This is a genomic window from Mediterraneibacter agrestimuris, assembly GCF_943193195.1.
Lineage (GTDB): Bacteria > Bacillota > Clostridia > Lachnospirales > Lachnospiraceae > Schaedlerella > Schaedlerella agrestimuris.
Genome location: NZ_CALPDG010000014.1, coordinates 1 through 15,643 on the forward strand (window position 1 = coordinate 1; position 15,643 = coordinate 15,643).

At 32.6% G+C, this 15,643-nt stretch carries 15 protein-coding genes; all 15 read right to left on the minus strand.

What is annotated here, in order from left to right; genetic code table 11:
- Positions 1-537: 537 nt before the first annotated feature.
- Entirely contained in the window at positions 538-1,326 is a 789-nt protein-coding gene (locus NFS18_RS08665; RefSeq protein ID WP_251389664.1) for an ABC transporter permease subunit, read from the minus strand.
- A gap of 1 nt (position 1,327) precedes the next feature.
- A complete protein-coding gene (locus NFS18_RS08670; RefSeq protein ID WP_251389665.1) occupies positions 1,328-2,191 on the minus strand; it encodes an ABC transporter ATP-binding protein in 864 nt (287 codons plus the stop codon).
- Positions 2,166-2,639: a DUF3021 domain-containing protein gene (locus NFS18_RS08675; RefSeq protein WP_251389666.1), complete on the minus strand. Its 474-nt coding sequence runs from the start codon at positions 2,637-2,639 to the stop codon at positions 2,166-2,168. The genes NFS18_RS08670 and NFS18_RS08675 overlap by 26 nt, the downstream gene beginning before the upstream one ends.
- The gene (locus NFS18_RS08680) at positions 2,632-3,081 is read right to left on the minus strand and encodes a LytTR family DNA-binding domain-containing protein (protein WP_251389667.1); all 450 of its coding nucleotides are present in this window, start codon (positions 3,079-3,081) and stop codon (positions 2,632-2,634) included. Before NFS18_RS08680 ends, NFS18_RS08675 begins: the two co-directional genes overlap by 8 nt.
- Before the next feature lie 149 nt (positions 3,082-3,230).
- Positions 3,231-4,010 (minus strand): enoyl-CoA hydratase/isomerase family protein, encoded by a 780-nt coding sequence (locus NFS18_RS08685; RefSeq protein WP_251389668.1) that lies wholly within the window; start codon positions 4,008-4,010, stop codon positions 3,231-3,233.
- A 14-nt stretch (positions 4,011-4,024) separates the two neighbouring features.
- Positions 4,025-5,491, minus strand: coding sequence for an acetyl-CoA hydrolase/transferase C-terminal domain-containing protein (locus tag NFS18_RS08690; RefSeq protein WP_251389669.1), 1,467 nt, complete (start codon positions 5,489-5,491; stop codon positions 4,025-4,027).
- A complete protein-coding gene (locus NFS18_RS08695; protein WP_251389670.1) occupies positions 5,492-6,640 on the minus strand; it encodes an acyl-CoA dehydrogenase family protein in 1,149 nt (382 codons plus the stop codon).
- A gap of 16 nt (positions 6,641-6,656) precedes the next feature.
- Positions 6,657-7,430: an SDR family NAD(P)-dependent oxidoreductase gene (locus NFS18_RS08700; protein ID WP_251389671.1), complete on the minus strand. Its 774-nt coding sequence runs from the start codon at positions 7,428-7,430 to the stop codon at positions 6,657-6,659.
- 12 nt (positions 7,431-7,442) lie between these two features.
- Positions 7,443-8,909: an SDR family NAD(P)-dependent oxidoreductase gene (locus tag NFS18_RS08705; protein WP_251389672.1), complete on the minus strand. Its 1,467-nt coding sequence runs from the start codon at positions 8,907-8,909 to the stop codon at positions 7,443-7,445.
- A complete protein-coding gene (locus NFS18_RS08710; protein ID WP_251389673.1) occupies positions 8,881-10,236 on the minus strand; it encodes an SDR family NAD(P)-dependent oxidoreductase in 1,356 nt (451 codons plus the stop codon). The genes NFS18_RS08705 and NFS18_RS08710 overlap by 29 nt, the downstream gene beginning before the upstream one ends.
- A 1-nt stretch (position 10,237) precedes the next feature.
- Positions 10,238-11,509 (minus strand): beta-ketoacyl synthase N-terminal-like domain-containing protein, encoded by a 1,272-nt coding sequence (locus tag NFS18_RS08715; RefSeq protein WP_251389674.1) that lies wholly within the window; start codon positions 11,507-11,509, stop codon positions 10,238-10,240.
- Positions 11,510-11,512: 3 nt separating this feature from the next.
- Positions 11,513-12,841: a beta-ketoacyl synthase N-terminal-like domain-containing protein gene (locus NFS18_RS08720; protein WP_251389675.1), complete on the minus strand. Its 1,329-nt coding sequence runs from the start codon at positions 12,839-12,841 to the stop codon at positions 11,513-11,515.
- Between the two features lie 11 nt (positions 12,842-12,852).
- Positions 12,853-13,647: an SDR family NAD(P)-dependent oxidoreductase gene (locus NFS18_RS08725; protein ID WP_251389676.1), complete on the minus strand. Its 795-nt coding sequence runs from the start codon at positions 13,645-13,647 to the stop codon at positions 12,853-12,855.
- Positions 13,648-13,657: 10 nt separating this feature from the next.
- A complete protein-coding gene (locus NFS18_RS08730; protein WP_251389677.1) occupies positions 13,658-14,623 on the minus strand; it encodes a ketoacyl-ACP synthase III in 966 nt (321 codons plus the stop codon).
- A 16-nt stretch (positions 14,624-14,639) separates the two neighbouring features.
- Positions 14,640-15,635, minus strand: coding sequence for a ketoacyl-ACP synthase III (locus NFS18_RS08735; RefSeq protein WP_251389678.1), 996 nt, complete (start codon positions 15,633-15,635; stop codon positions 14,640-14,642).
- Positions 15,636-15,643 lie beyond the last annotated feature (8 nt).

Here is a 15,643-nt window from a genome sequence, read left to right on the forward strand (position 1 = left end):
TGGGAGTCGCTATAAAGTTCGTCGGTAGCTACGCCTAAGTGGACTTTCACCACAGAACAAGGGCATGCCCGTCATACCTAAAAAAGACACCCAGAACTTCCATTCTGAATGTCTATATTTGTTTTCAATATTCTATTTTGGTCCTATCGACTAAAAGTGCACCGCACCTTAAAACTTACCTCCCGGTCTTTTGAGTCGGAACTAAAACCACTTGTCTATCCTTAACTGAATATACAAAAGCTAGATTCCAAAATCATATTAACACAAGATGTAGTATGAGTTAACGTCCGAATTTTTATATATACAGAAAATGGAGAAATACTTATCCTCTCCCCATTATTTTCTTTTGTATTAAACGACAGGGCATAATAATCATAACCAAAGCTTCCACTTCATTAACTTACAGTAAAATTATTCAAGTTTGTTTACAGTCACCACCCGGAAGGATGGTCTACTTTTAGCTAAATACTGGCTATAAAGTTTTTATCACCTACTATCAAAAAATTTATTCAAGTATTTAACTAAACTAGTTCTAGATTATACACACAAATCTCTTCGACTATACCATAATTGTGCCACTCCTGCTGCCACTAAACTAATGACAACACCAGTTATTATCAATCCACCTTTACTTTCCTCCCCTACAAACAAATCCGTAGCATTTGCAAAATAAAATGGTGTTACATATTTTAAAAACTTTGCATCTGTAATTGTATGATATATAATATCAGCTAAATACATAAAAATTGCAATTCCAAGTGACAAACCAATCTGCTTTCTGTGACAAAATGATGATATTAAAAAGCATATACTTCCAATTTCAAATTGCATAAAGAAAGCTACAAGATGATAGATACAATATTCATATAATTTAATATTGGCATCAACTGCCAAAAAACTTATCCCTTCAAAAATGATACAAAAAATATTAAAAGTAATAACTAAAATAAGCATTGCTACATATTTCCAAAATACAATAGCGTGTCTATTCGAAGGAAAAACATATATAAATTCTGCTGTATGTCCTTCTTCTTCTTTAGAAAGAAGAGAAGCACCTATCATTGCAGCAAACATTGCACCCCCTAATGAAAAAATAACACTAATTGTTGTAGCATAATAACCTTCCATTGTTGCAATGCTAATTTTGCTCATTCCCAGTGCATTTGATATATTTTTCATATTTGAAAATGTTTCTGCCATATCTTCCATTCCTTCAGTCATACTTGGAAACAACAAAATGCACCCCAAAATACTTATTCCTACACAAAGACTCCATATAAAAAACACTTTAAAATTCATCTTCAATTCATGTTTTACAAATGTCATGCTACTTACCTCCTTCATTTTTATTATAATAATGTATGAAGAGCTCATCTAAAGAAGGTTCTTCAATAAGTACATCATCAACTGACTGACCATCTAATTTATGTATCAATTCTTTCATCGAGCCGGTATAGGAAAATGTTTCAACTTTATTATTATGCCATATTTTTACGAAACGCAAATTGGTATGCGACATTTTTTCTATACTATCTTCTTTTAATACACATCCATTTTTTATGATTGCTGCACGTGTACAATACTTTTTTACTTCAGATAAAACATGCGATGATAAAAAGCATGTTGTTCCATTTTGATTAGCTTCTTTAAGAATATTAAAAAAAGTTTCTTGCATCAATGGATCTAATCCAGATGTCGGCTCATCTAAAATCAATAATTCAGGTTTGTGTTGTAATGCACAAATGATACTAACCTTTTTCCGATTACCTAAAGATAATTCTTCAACTTTTTTTTCCAATGGAACTTCAAGTATTTCACATAATCGGTTACTTTCTTTTTTACAATTCAATTTTCTTGCGTCTGCTGCTAATTGTATTACATCTTTTACTTTCATAGTAGGGTAAAACATAGTTTCAGAAGGCATATATCCAATATGTGCACGCATTTCTGAAGGGCTATGATACTCATTTCCTAATAACTTAATATTTCCTTTTTGATACTGAATCAAGCCAAGCATACATCGGATTGTTGTTGACTTTCCAGCTCCATTAGGCCCCAGAAATCCATATATTTCACCTGCTTTAACTTTTAATGAAATGTCATCTACACCTTTGTGTTTTTTATAATATTTTTGAAGATGTTCTATTTCTATTGCATATCCTTTGTCATCTTTCATTGTTAATTTCTTCATTTTTTATTCCTCCTTGTTTTTTGTAATTATCCAATAGAAAGTTTAGTCTCTTTGTATCAATTTTTCTTTTTAATTTATTTATTAAAAATATACAGGTATAGCAAGAAAATATATATCCCCAAAAAACAACTGTATTTATCCAACAAGAATCAAACCACTGCAATATCTGAGAAATTGCTGTATATAAAGTAGAACATATAATTATCTTGACTACCTCTTTCTTTCCGAGGCTATCAGCTTCATCAAAATTTTGTAATAAGTAAACTTGAACATACCCCATTAAATAGCAAACAAAAACAATTTCCATTAGATACAAAATATTAGCTTTCAAAGAATGTTGAATAATTTGATAAATATAATAATAAAAAGTAACACATATACTATAAATACTTGCTTTATACTCAATAGCAATTTCTCTACTTAAAAATTGACTCCATCTATTATTCATCCTGATACCCCTCTTGTAAAATTTGCCGCAATCTACCAGAATATTTTCTAGAAATAATTACTTGCTCACCGTTTTCCATTGTTGCACGAATTCTACTATATGGTTCGCTTTTTAAATTACTAATTTTATAAATGTTTAAAATCATCGATTTAGAGCATCTAAAAAAGCCTCTCTCTGAATAAATTTCGGTTAATATTTTAAGCGTTTGAGAAAGTTTAAAAACATGATCGAAAGTATATGCAAATGTTGTTCCATCAACATTTTCTATGTACAATATTTCTTCTGGAAGTAAAAATATCATTTTTTCGTTTTCTGATGCAACAATTTTTCTACTTTTCCCGTGAACAATTTCGACTAGCGTTTGAAGCGTTTTATTCATTTCTCTATAACGAATGATAATTTCATTTTCCCCTTGAAAAATCTGTTCCATTGTAAGTTTCACAAATACTAAGTCCTCCCTTCTTTACTGATAGTATAGCAAATAAGAAGATAAACTCAATAGTAAATGGGGTAAGTTGCAAATCAAGAGTCTAACATACATTAATTACTTTATTTTTTATTAATCATGTATATAAATTACAAAACCAAATACTAAATCTCCTTAAAATTAGGCATTCTTTTAGAAAAAAAAGCCTCTATTCCTTCCTGCTTATCACCATATTCCATCAAAACAGCTTGACACATTTTCTCATATTGCATACCAGAATAAGTATTATCTTTATTTCCTATATTTATAGCCATTTTTGATAAGTATAATGCCATTGGAGATTTCTGGGATAAAGTATCGCTAATACGTATACATTCAGTAATTAAATCTTCTTTGTTAACTATTTTAGAAATTAGACCATATTCTATCGCCTCATTAGAAGTCAATCTTTTTCCGAGCATTATGACCTCCTTCGCCTTTGCTTCACCGATTAGCCTAATCAATCGTTGTGTACCTCCTGCTGAAGGAATTAATCCCAAAGAAGTTTCTGGAAGGGCAAAACAAGTGCTCGAGACTGCGATTCTAAAATCACATGCCATTGCAAGTTCCAATCCTCCTCCCATAGCAACACCATTTATTGCAGCTATAACTGGTGTATAATAATTTTCTATCTGATAGCATAAGTCCTGAAGATTGGTCTGCAAAATATCAAAACATGTTTTGGATCTTATCCGTTTTAGATCTCCACCAGATGAGAATGCTTTTTCTCCTATACCGGTTATAATTAGCACCTTAACTCTCTTTTTTTCTTTAAATAAATTCAAAGCTTCTATTAATTCATTAGTTGTGTGATCATCGATTGCATTATAGAATCTTTCTCTAGTTAAGGTAATAAGACCATATTTTTCACATAATATTTTAATTTTTATATTTTTAAACTCCATATTTTTCTCCTATTTCAAATCATAGAACCATGCTTCTTGAAGTTTACATGCATTTGAAAAGCATTTGCCAAGTCGTGAGGAGTGTGTTTGTTTCCGTTTTTTTCTATAGCATTTTTATAATATCTCCAGAGTTGTTCCTTATATTTTGGATGTGCACAATTATTAATGATTATCTCAGCTCTTTCTTTGGGGGATTTCCAACGTAAGTCTGCAATTCCCTGTTCTGTAACAAATATCTGTGTATCGTGCTCTGTGTGATCACAGTGACTTACCATAGGAACAACACAAGATATTAACCCATTTTGGGCCGTTGATTTTGTAGCAAAAATATTGATTTTAGAATTTCTTGCAAAATCTCCCGAACCACCTATACCATTAATGATGTTAGAACCTAATTTATGTGTAGAATTAACGTTCCCGTATATGTCAAATTCTACAGGAGTATTCATTGCTATGACGCCTAAACGCCTAATCACTTCGGCACTATTAGAAATATCCTGTGGACGTAAAATGATTCTATTCTTAAAATAATCTATATTATCAAATAATACCGTCTCTTTTGCTTTGGATAGGCAAATAGCACATGTAGAAATCCCATCAATTATACCTTCATCAAGAAGTTCAAATGCTGTATCTTGCATAGTTTCTGTATACATTTTTAAACCTTTAATTCCAATACCACGTAATCCTGCCAAAACCGCATTGGCAACTGCCCCTACGCCAGATTGGATGGGAAAGTTTTTTAATAAATCCGTATTGCTATCTAATTCTGCTCTTAAGAAACTTATAATATGCTCTGCAATTTTATCCGATTCTTCATCTTGTGGTACAAATTGTGGATATGTTCCGTCCTCGTGAGTAAAAACAATTGCTTTAATTTTACTTATCTCACATGGAATATATGTAGTTCCCACTCTATCCGTTGCCTCACATATGGGTATAATATTTGCCGATGGTGCATTACCGGCATAAAAGATGTCTGCTATTTCACTAAATTCAATTGGAATTTGAGTATTTACTTCTAAAATAATATTTTTTGCATATTTAGCTAAAAAAGGTGAAATTCCAACAGACGTCGTTGGATATATACCATTATCATCTACTTTTACACATTCAATAATTGCATAATCAATATCTATTATACCAGTCTCTATCATTCTTGGAACATGACTTAAATGTATATCAGAATATAATATTTCCCCATTATTTATACAACGTCTCACATCAGAATGGGTTTGATATGGATATCTTTTTTTGATTAAACCTTTTCTGCATAATACACCTTCTGCCTTGTCTCCAACAGAAGCAGATGTTATTAGGGTCAAATCCCCAGCTTCTATATATTGAGGAATGACTTTAGGATCTCCAGACAGAGTGAAACCACTAAATCCTAAAGTCATCCCAGGCATTATCAATTTTGCTGCTTCTGAGGCATCAGTAACCATTTTCTTTAATTCTTTTGTAACTCTATTTGTAACCATCTAATCCACTTCTTCCATATTGTTCATTAAATTTTTAACTATAGATTCCTTATGTATTTGGGAGGTTCCTTCGTAAATCTGACACACCTTAACATCTCTATATAACTTTTCCAATGGAAAGTCACTTAGATATCCATTACCTCCACATATCTGTAACGCATCAGAACATATCTGAGTCGCCATATCTGTACTAAATACTTTAGCATACGACGATAATTGTTCTGGATCGGAATTCATTTTAAGATTTTTAGCAGCATACCAACCAAGTAATCTGGCCGCTTTGATTTGAATATCCATCTCTGCAATTGTATGACCAATTGCTTGATGCTTCCAAATTGGCTTTCCATAACTATATCTTCTATTTGCATATTTCATAGACTCGTCTCTGGCTTTCCTTGCGATTCCAACGGCCATTCCTGCACAACAGATTCTATTGTATTCAATACTTTTAATAGCCAGCGAAAGCCCATTTGTCGAGTAAAGATTCTGCTCTGATGGAATAATAACATTTTTCAATTCGAGTTTCCCTATAACATTGGCCTTTTGTCCCATAGTTTGAATAGGACCACTATAGGTTACTCCATCGCTCTTCATGTCAACTATAAACATAGAAAACTCTTTTGGACTTTTTTCACCTATACGCGCAAACACTATTGCATAATCAGCAAATGGTATTGCAGATATTAATGTTTTACTTCCATTAAGTACATATACACCATTCTGATAAGTGGCTTCTGTATTAATATATGTCAGGTTACTCCCTGCCTCTTCCTCTGTGTATGCTAACGAAAATATTTTCCCATTTAACATTTCTCTAAAATATCTCTCTTTTAACTTTACATTATCACTTAACAAAATAGGAACTGTGACAGCATCTTGCACTTGTAACGCGGTTCCAATTCCTGCACATCCCCATGCAAATTCTTCGGCAATTATGTAGCGTTCTATGATACTATATCCCAGACCACCATATTCAGTAGGAATCATACAGTTCAATAATCCCTCCCTTTTTGCCAACTTAATAATTTCTAAGGGAAATGTTACCTCTTTATCATATTTTTCTGCAAAAGGTAAAATATTTTTAACGGTAAACTCATGAGCTTTATCTTTTAATTTTAATTGGTTCTCATCATAAATTATATTTAACATATATTCCTCCTTGGTCCTACACTAAGTGCTTATTTAGTTCAAAAAACTTTCGGGTTGAATTTTCGGTGCTAACATTATGATCCATAGGAGTAATCTTTAAAATTGTAGAAAGCTTATAGTTATTTATTTCATACAAATCTGTAATAATCTTTGCTATCTGCTCAGGCTGTAATATCTCATTTTTATCTACCCCTAATAAACTAGGATCTATCGCTAATTTTGTATTAACCCATCCTGGACATAAAGAATATATGTGAATACCAAATTCACTAACATCTAAATCCAAAATTTCCGATAATCGATTAAGGGCTGCTTTACTTACACCATATACCCCCGAATACTGAATTGCTCGACTTCCTATTTCCGATGAAATATTAAAAATCCATCCTCTCTCGTGCTCTTTCATTTCTGGTAACAAGTAATGAATAAATTCATAGGGAATAGTTAAATTTAAATGAATTACGGATTTCCACAATTTCATATTTATTTTATCTATTCCTCCCATTGCAACTCTTCCAGCAGCATTTACTAAAATATTGATCGCTCCTAACTTTTTTTGAACGCATTCAATAATAGATAGTACTGAGTTTTCAATCATCAAATCTTGAGCAACAACAATAGATTCACCGCCAGATTTCTCTATAATCTTTTTTACTTCTTCTAATTTCTTGGCATCTCTTGCGACTAGAGCCACTTTCACACCTTTTCGCGCTAAGGCTATAGCGATAGCTCTTCCAATTCCACTTGATGAACCTGTAACAATAGCCACATCTTTATGTATATTTTCCATTGCACAATCCTCCTATTCATCTACTAATTCCGGAACCTTAATCAAGGAATATCCACCATCTACAATGAGATTTTTCCCAACAAGATAATCAGATGCATCACTAACCAAAAAACAAATCACCCCCGAGATGTCTTCTGGATTTCCTAATCTTCCCATAGGGATTTTTTTGCGCCATTGATTTCTATAACTATCAGTAGTGAAATTCATAATTTGTGTATCAATATACCCGGGAGCTACACAGTTTAGTCTGATACCATATTTTGCTCCCAAAAGCGAAATATTTTTCGTTAATTGTGTCATTGCAGCCTTTGTCACGCTATATGAAGCTAATCCATATGATGGTACGAAATTGACATCTATTGTGCTTACCCCAAGTCCTACACCTCTAATATTGTTATCTTTCCACTTTTTAAATAACATTTTTAGTGCTGTAGAATATCCCTGATAATTAGTTTCGTACATAGTTTTATAGTCATTTTCATCATTTAGTTCATCTGTAACATACCCTATTCCTGCAACATAAATAAAAATATCTATTTTCCCAAAAAACTGCCACGTTTCTATAATTGCATTTTCAATATTTTTTTGACATTTAACATCCTTTTGTAAAACAAGACTTTTAGTTTTTGACATATCTATTATTTTTTGAATTTCTTCAAGCTTCTCTTTTCTTCTTGCGATTAATGATACGCAAGCTCCTCTTTTAGCTAATTCAAGGACAGTAGCTTTCCCTATACCAGAACTACAACCAAAGACGATTGCCACCTTTCCTGTTAAATCAAATTCTCTTTGGTTTTCTTTTGGATGTACTAATATACTTGTGCTTTTTTTTATAATACCTTCTTTAATCGGAGGTGTTACTTGATTCATTTCAAGTCCACCATCCAATACGATGGTTTCCCCAGTCATGAATCTTGAACTTTCCGAAAGCAGAAAGGACATTGTAGACTTGATATCCGCCAATTCGACGCATCTGCGTATAGCAAGTCTTCGAAAATATGACCATTCATTATTTATAGAAAAAGATTTGTCTCGTTCTGGGAAATATCCAATTTCTATATTATTATACGTGATATTTTTTTTTGCTAAATCAATAGCCTGCTGCTTAAAGAATGTAACAATGGCCTTTTGTATAGAATACGATCTAGAGTATTTAATTTCATATTTATATCTTTCAAATCCATTTGTTAATAGAACAATTCTTCCGTTATTTTGTTCTTTTAGTTTTTCTATATACTCTTCAATTTCTTCAAATATTACATTCAAATCTGTAGCTTGCGTATGTTGACAAGAAAACACTAATATTCTAGGTGTTCTTTCGATTTTTTTGCGTTTTTCTATACACTCGATATTTAATAATTCTAGAATCCTTTTAGCCAATGATCTCGCATAATCATTAGTTCCTAGAACATATGCAGAATCATCAATTGTTTTCATAAAATCCTTTTCTTTATCCTGTATATCCGTATATTTTACCAAGTGAAACCCCTCCATCAATACAAACTGTGCTTCCTGTAATATGGGCAGACTCGTCATTTACTAGGTATCTTATAACGAATGCTACATCTTTTGTAAAACCAGGTCTTTTTATTGCCATTTTCTGTAACCAATATTGCTTATATTTTTCATCTAAGAATTCTGACATAGGTGATTCTATCCATCCAGGTGCTACACAATTAATTCTAATTCCGTACTTACTATAATTTAGAGCTACAGCCTTTGAAAAATGGATCATTGCACATTTACTTACTCCATATGCTTCCAATCCCGGCAACAGTGCTCTAATTCCTCCAAGCGAAGAAACCCCCACTATATTTCCAAACAATTTAGAACTTCTACAACAATTAATATAAGTAGAAACCGCTACTCGATATCCTTCCATATTGGTTTCCCATATTTGCTTCCAAATGTCATTAGTTTTCAGCATGTTTTCTCCATCAAAGTATCCAGATGAATAAATCATTCCGTGAAATGGACCACTTTTATATGAATCACTAATAGCTTTTTGCAAAGTATCGCTATCTGTTACATCTACTTTATTTATTTTGACATTTACATGATATTTTTCCTCGATATCTGTTTTCATTTCCATTAACATATCTATACGTCTTGCAAAAAGCACTAAATCTGCACCTTCACTCGCTAGTTGATAAGCAGTTACTTTTCCAATCCCACTACTTGCTCCAATAATAAGATATCTGGACCTCTTTACAGAAGTGGTAGCTTTTACTGTTTTTAATGGATTATCTAAAATTGGCTTCAATGGATTAATGTCAATCCCTCCATTAATCTTCAGTGTTTGTCCTATCATATACGTGTTTCCCATACCATATAAAAATTCAACACCATAATACAAGTCTTCGAATATTGTTTTTCTTTTTATAATCATCCAGGGTTCTAATTCAATTGAAGTATCCTCAACATATGTCCAATAACCTAAGTCTATAAAATTTGCAATAATTTTATAAGTTCCCCATTCAAGCAATTTAGTTTTAACCCAACTTAAAAGTTCGCTTTGTGCACCATAAATTTCAGCAGCATTTGGTATTCGAGAACTTTGATCTAAATAATTCATGATGAAAATTATTTTTCCACCACCTATATTCTTCATTTTTTCAATCAGTAACTCAATTTCATGATAGATAAGTTTTCGAGGTTCTTTATCATAAGTATTGTAAAAGCTAATAATACACCCTAAAAATGGTCTATCCTCATCACCCCCTTGTTTTTTTTGAAGGCTTTCAATTATGTATTCACATTCATTTTTTAAAACTTTATTATTACCAATAATTTCATATTTTTCCATTTTATTTATCCTCTATTAGCATTATTGAACAGTCTCCACCAGCACCACAACTCATCAACATGGAGTATTTGGATTTCTTCTTTATGTATCTTTTTATAATTGGAGTTGCACATAAACTTGCAAATTTTTTTTCGCAATTTATTGACGGAGCAATTATACCCTCATTCATCATCATTAAATTACATACTAACTTCAAGATTCCAGCTATGCCTCCAATATGTCCAAACGCTGCTTCTTGGTTTGTTAAATATATTTCACCATTATATTCATTTTCTCTCCGAATATAATTTAGTGCTTGTATAAAGAATTCTTCTATAAAATCCGCACCTTCTGCGAAATCATTAATAAACCCTACTTCCCCAAGCCCAATTTTTGCATCTTTTAGTACTTCTTTCACAGATTTTCCAAAGTTGTCTGGATTACCGCAATCAAACATTCCATGCCCATTCCTTCTTGAATTACTATAATGAAGACGAAATGCTTGCGTATTTTCAGAACAATTATTTTTACTGTCTTCTCTTTCCATAATAATTGCTATAGCACCTTGACCGCATGCATTTCCTTTTGTATTCACATCGTGAGGCCTAATATCTAAAGGATTATCCGTTATTGCAGCTATTGTTTTTTCTGTTTTCATTCGGTAGGATACCGAAGAAAAATATAACGGATCATTTGAATCATCCACGCCTATAATTATTACTTTATCTACATAATTTAATAAAAGTTTTTCACTAGCAAGCTGTATGGCATTTAGTGTTGAAGCACAGCTTCCTGTTAAAGTAAGTACAGGACAATCTAATTCCAATACTTTGCTTATACCACAAGCTACACTTCCAGGTGTTCCTTGAATAAAAAAGTCAAATCCAACTTTACTTTTATTGTAGTTAAATAATTTAGTAAATTGCTTATTTACTGTTTCTAATGTAAGCATAGTTGAAGTAACTACCAATAGTGTTCTTGCATTTGAAAGTTCCTTAGAACTATAATTTGCATCTTCTAAAGCTTTTTTTGTGGCTAAAATGCCCAATAAAGTTGCTTTAGAGTATTTTTCAATATGCTTTTCAGATATATTCAATTCCTCCCTCTGCCAATTGTGTATTTTACCTGCCACCCCGATATCATAACTTTGATATTCTGGTGTCTTAGATATTACACATTCACCATTTTTTATAATTTCCCAAAATCTTTTTTTTGAATTACATATACCAAATTTTTTAATATCTGGCAAAGCAAACCCTATGCCAGTTAATTTCATATAGTCACTGCTTGGCATATACTAATACCTCCCTAACAACACAACACTGCACACACCACCTGCTTGGTAATTAAAGCTTAATGCGTAATTGAATGTTTTTTCCAATGTATTGTTACCCGGCACTGGATCAAATAGACATATTTCATCTTTTTGTTTACATCCAGCGGTAGGACAAATTTTTTTATTATTCATCATTAATAAAGTACCAGATACTCCTGTAATTCCTAATGCAGATGAATTATGCCCAAAACATGCTTCTTGAGATGTTACCGGAAGTAAATTAATTTTTTCTTTAAATAATGCTCTTAAAGCATTGGCTTCAAAAATATTAAATATTTTATCTCCCTGTGCTCCTCCATTTATATATCCAATATCATCAAGAAAATATTTGGAACCCAAACATTTCTTAATTGCTCTCACTAGAGATTCTCCTGTTTCATCAATTGACACTGCACTTGAATTATTCTCACGCGCTGTACACTGATTCAAAATTTCGCCATATATATGTGCATTCCTTCTTATTGCGTGTTCTTCACTTTCAAGAATAATAGTGGCAGAACCAATCCCGGAATTGTATCCTTCAGCTCTTTTATCATATGGTGCCATTAGTTTATTTAACAAAAATTTTGTTGGCGGAGCCGAAAAAGAGGCTTTTTTTCCTGTTTTTTCTGCTTCTTCAACTAAACCAACATATTGTTGAATAACCTCCATGTCTATACTTTCTACTCCTGTCACAACTACGCAATCTGTTTCGCCAGTTAATATCATTTTTTGTGCTAACCCAATTGAAACATTTCCAGATGCACATCCACATGAAACTGCAAACTGGGCATTTCCACTCTTTAACATAGCTGCTTGAACTAAAGCCGCATCGTTTACTGGAACAGAAATCATCAATCTATTAAACATTTTTAATGTGTCTTGTGGCGTTGTTTTTAAACAATCCATAGTTGAAAATTCAGAATAGCTGTTAAAATTAGTTGCTATAGAAGTTCTTGCCGTTATTACTGCAGCATCTTTAAAATCTCCGCTTTCAATACTTAGTCCTGCATCATCACATGCTTCTTGGCAGGAAATAACACTTAATAGATGTGTTAAATTATAGTTATCCAAATATCTTCTTGGAACGTATTTTACAAGTTTTTTCAAATCTTCTTCAGATTTTTTAATAAACCCATAATAAATACCATTATTTTCAGTACATATTTTTCCTGAAGATATAATGTCCCAAAAGTCTTTTTTAGTGATGCATAAGTCTCTCTCTCCATTCGCTTCCTGAACTCCCGGTAGTGCAAATCCCATTCCTGTTACAACAACCCTTTTGTCATTTTGCAATAAATTTTCAATCATATTTTCCACCTCTATTTATTAAAAATAACTTTTGAAGGATATCCACCTCCGTCTAATTCAATAATATTTCCTGTCATATATTTGTTTTTTACACAAAACAATACGGCCTCGCTAACTTCACTTTCTTCTGCAAACCGTTTTAATGGTACTTGATTTTTTAGTTTATCCATATACTCATTATGCCTTTCACTTTTTTCACATGCCGTTCTTAAAGCATCACCTATAATAGCACCAGGAGCAACTGCCATACAACGTATCCCATATCTAGATAATTCAACAGCAATTGAACGAGTCATAGAAATAACAGCTGCTTTTGCTGCTGTATATGCGCATTGTGCATACGCGCCTTTCCATAATGAAGTTGCTATATTAATTATAATTCCTTCAGTTTTTTGTTCGATCATAGTTGCGGCAGCTTCTCTACAACATAAGAAACTCGAAGTTTGATTAAGTAAAATTGTTCTCTCCCATTCTTCCAAACTATGCTTAATAATCGCACCTTCAGCGTTTTGATACACAAATTTTTTTGATAAATTTTTCCCAACACAGTTCACGCAAACACACAATTTACCACAGCTACCGATATACTCAAAAAGTTCTTGTACATCTGATTCTCTTGTTGCATCCATACAATATATTTCCAAAACAATACTTTCTTTTTCTGCTCGTTTTACCGCTGCATTTAAATTTCCCTTACTCTTTCCTGTTATTAATACTCTATATCCATGCATGTATAAAGCATTAGCAATTACGAATCCTATACCTCTACTTCCTCCAATTACTACAGCGATCTCTTTTTTTCCCATATACTTTCTCCTATAATCTTAGCAATGTAGCACCATAATAAATTCCGGAACCTATTGAAGGGCAAAGACAAATATCACCCTTTCTAAACTTTCCCGTTTCTAGGTTAATCGAAATAACTAGGGGGATTGATGCACTAGATACATTTGCGACCTCGCTGAAATTGGTAATAAATTTCCTATCTGTGCAATTAATATGTCTTTTAATTTCTTCATGAACTACTTCTGTTCCTGGATGTGGCACTAGCCAATCGATATCTTGCATAGATATTTTATTTCTGGAAAATATAGTATCAATAGCTCTTTTATTCAATTCAGCTGCTACTTGTGCTAACTCAGGTTTGCTTTTAACCCATCCCTCTGGCATTTTTGCCTTTACAATATCTTTCAGGGAACCATCATTTTTTAATTCAAAATCTATAATTCCACCAGTTGCATTAGTATTTTTAGTTAATACAAGTGAAGCAGATGCATCTCCAACAATTAATTCTCCTTTTGATCCAGGCCTAACTCTATGTGAAAACTGTTCTGTACAAATTATCAGGGCATTATCCACTCTATCATGTGCTTGCAAATACATGCACGCAGTCATAACTGCTGTTGCAAAACCACAACAAGCCGTACACAAATCAAAAGCCATGGCATTCTTAGCTCCAATCAGATTTGCCACCGACGGTGCCAAATCTGGAACATATCTTCTTTCTGTCCAATTTACTAAGAGTAGTAAATCTATGTCACTAGCTTTTAATTTTGCATTTCTCAAAGCATTTTCTCCAGATATTTTCGACATAAGTTCTATAGTCTCCTCATCACTAGACCAATGTCTCTTTTTAACTCCTACATTTCCAATGACTTTTTCATCTATAGAACTTGTCTTTAATGTAATACGAGAATTAACTTCTTCCGTTGTAACAACTCTTTTGGGTAAGTAATGTCCCCAACCTATAATTTCTATTCCATTTGTTTTTAAAGTACTCATATATTATCCTTTCAATTTAATATTTAAATAAAATTCCACCCCAACTGAATCCACGACCAATACTACATGTGAGAATTAAATCACCGTGTTTAATGGTACCCTTGTCAATAAATTCCGAACAACATCCAGGACCACCCACACTAGATGTGTTTCCTCTTTTGTCTATATTTACTAGCAATTTTTCCTCAGGAATTTTTAGTTTTTCTTTAAGTTGTTTAATGATATTAATATTTGCTTGATGAGGAATAAACCAGTCTACATCTTCTATTTGTAATTTGTTTCTGCTTAATATTTCTTCCGTTACTTCTGTTAAAACTTTTGGCGCAATTTCACCGACTTTTTTACCCTTCATCAATACTTTATTTTCATCATCAATATCAAATGCTTCAAAATAATTGCCATCTGAATGGATCACCACATCAATTAAATCTGATTCTTTCTTATCACATATTTGCCATATAGCAGCCGCTGCTCCTGCTCCGAATAACGTAGAATTTTTAAATTTAAAATTTAAGATATTCTTAGGACTTTCTACACATACTATTAATGCATTCTTTTTATTCATTGAATGTAATAATGCTGCTGCTGCCATAGAAATATTTACAAATCCTAAGCATGCAACTGCCGTAAGATCGAAACAAAAAACATTGTTCAATCCAAGTTCTCTTTGCAAGGGTGGTGCTATGTCCATATACTTATTTGATGTTGTGGATGGATTACATACAGGACGTGCTGTAGCACTAGTGCAAATTAAAATATCTATTTCGTCTTTATCCAAATGCGCCTTTTCCAATGCATCCATAGCAGCATTTTTAGCCAAATCAACAAAAGATATTTCATTGTTATCTGCCCAATGTCTGGTATGAACTCCTGTATGTTCTACTATCCAGTCAGCACAAAAACCAAATTTCTGTTCTATCGCCTTATTGTCTATTGGATCTCCTGGAAAGTAATGACCCATACCTAAAAGTTTAACTGGCGCCTCAATATTTTTTGGTATTATATTTTTCATAATTTCCT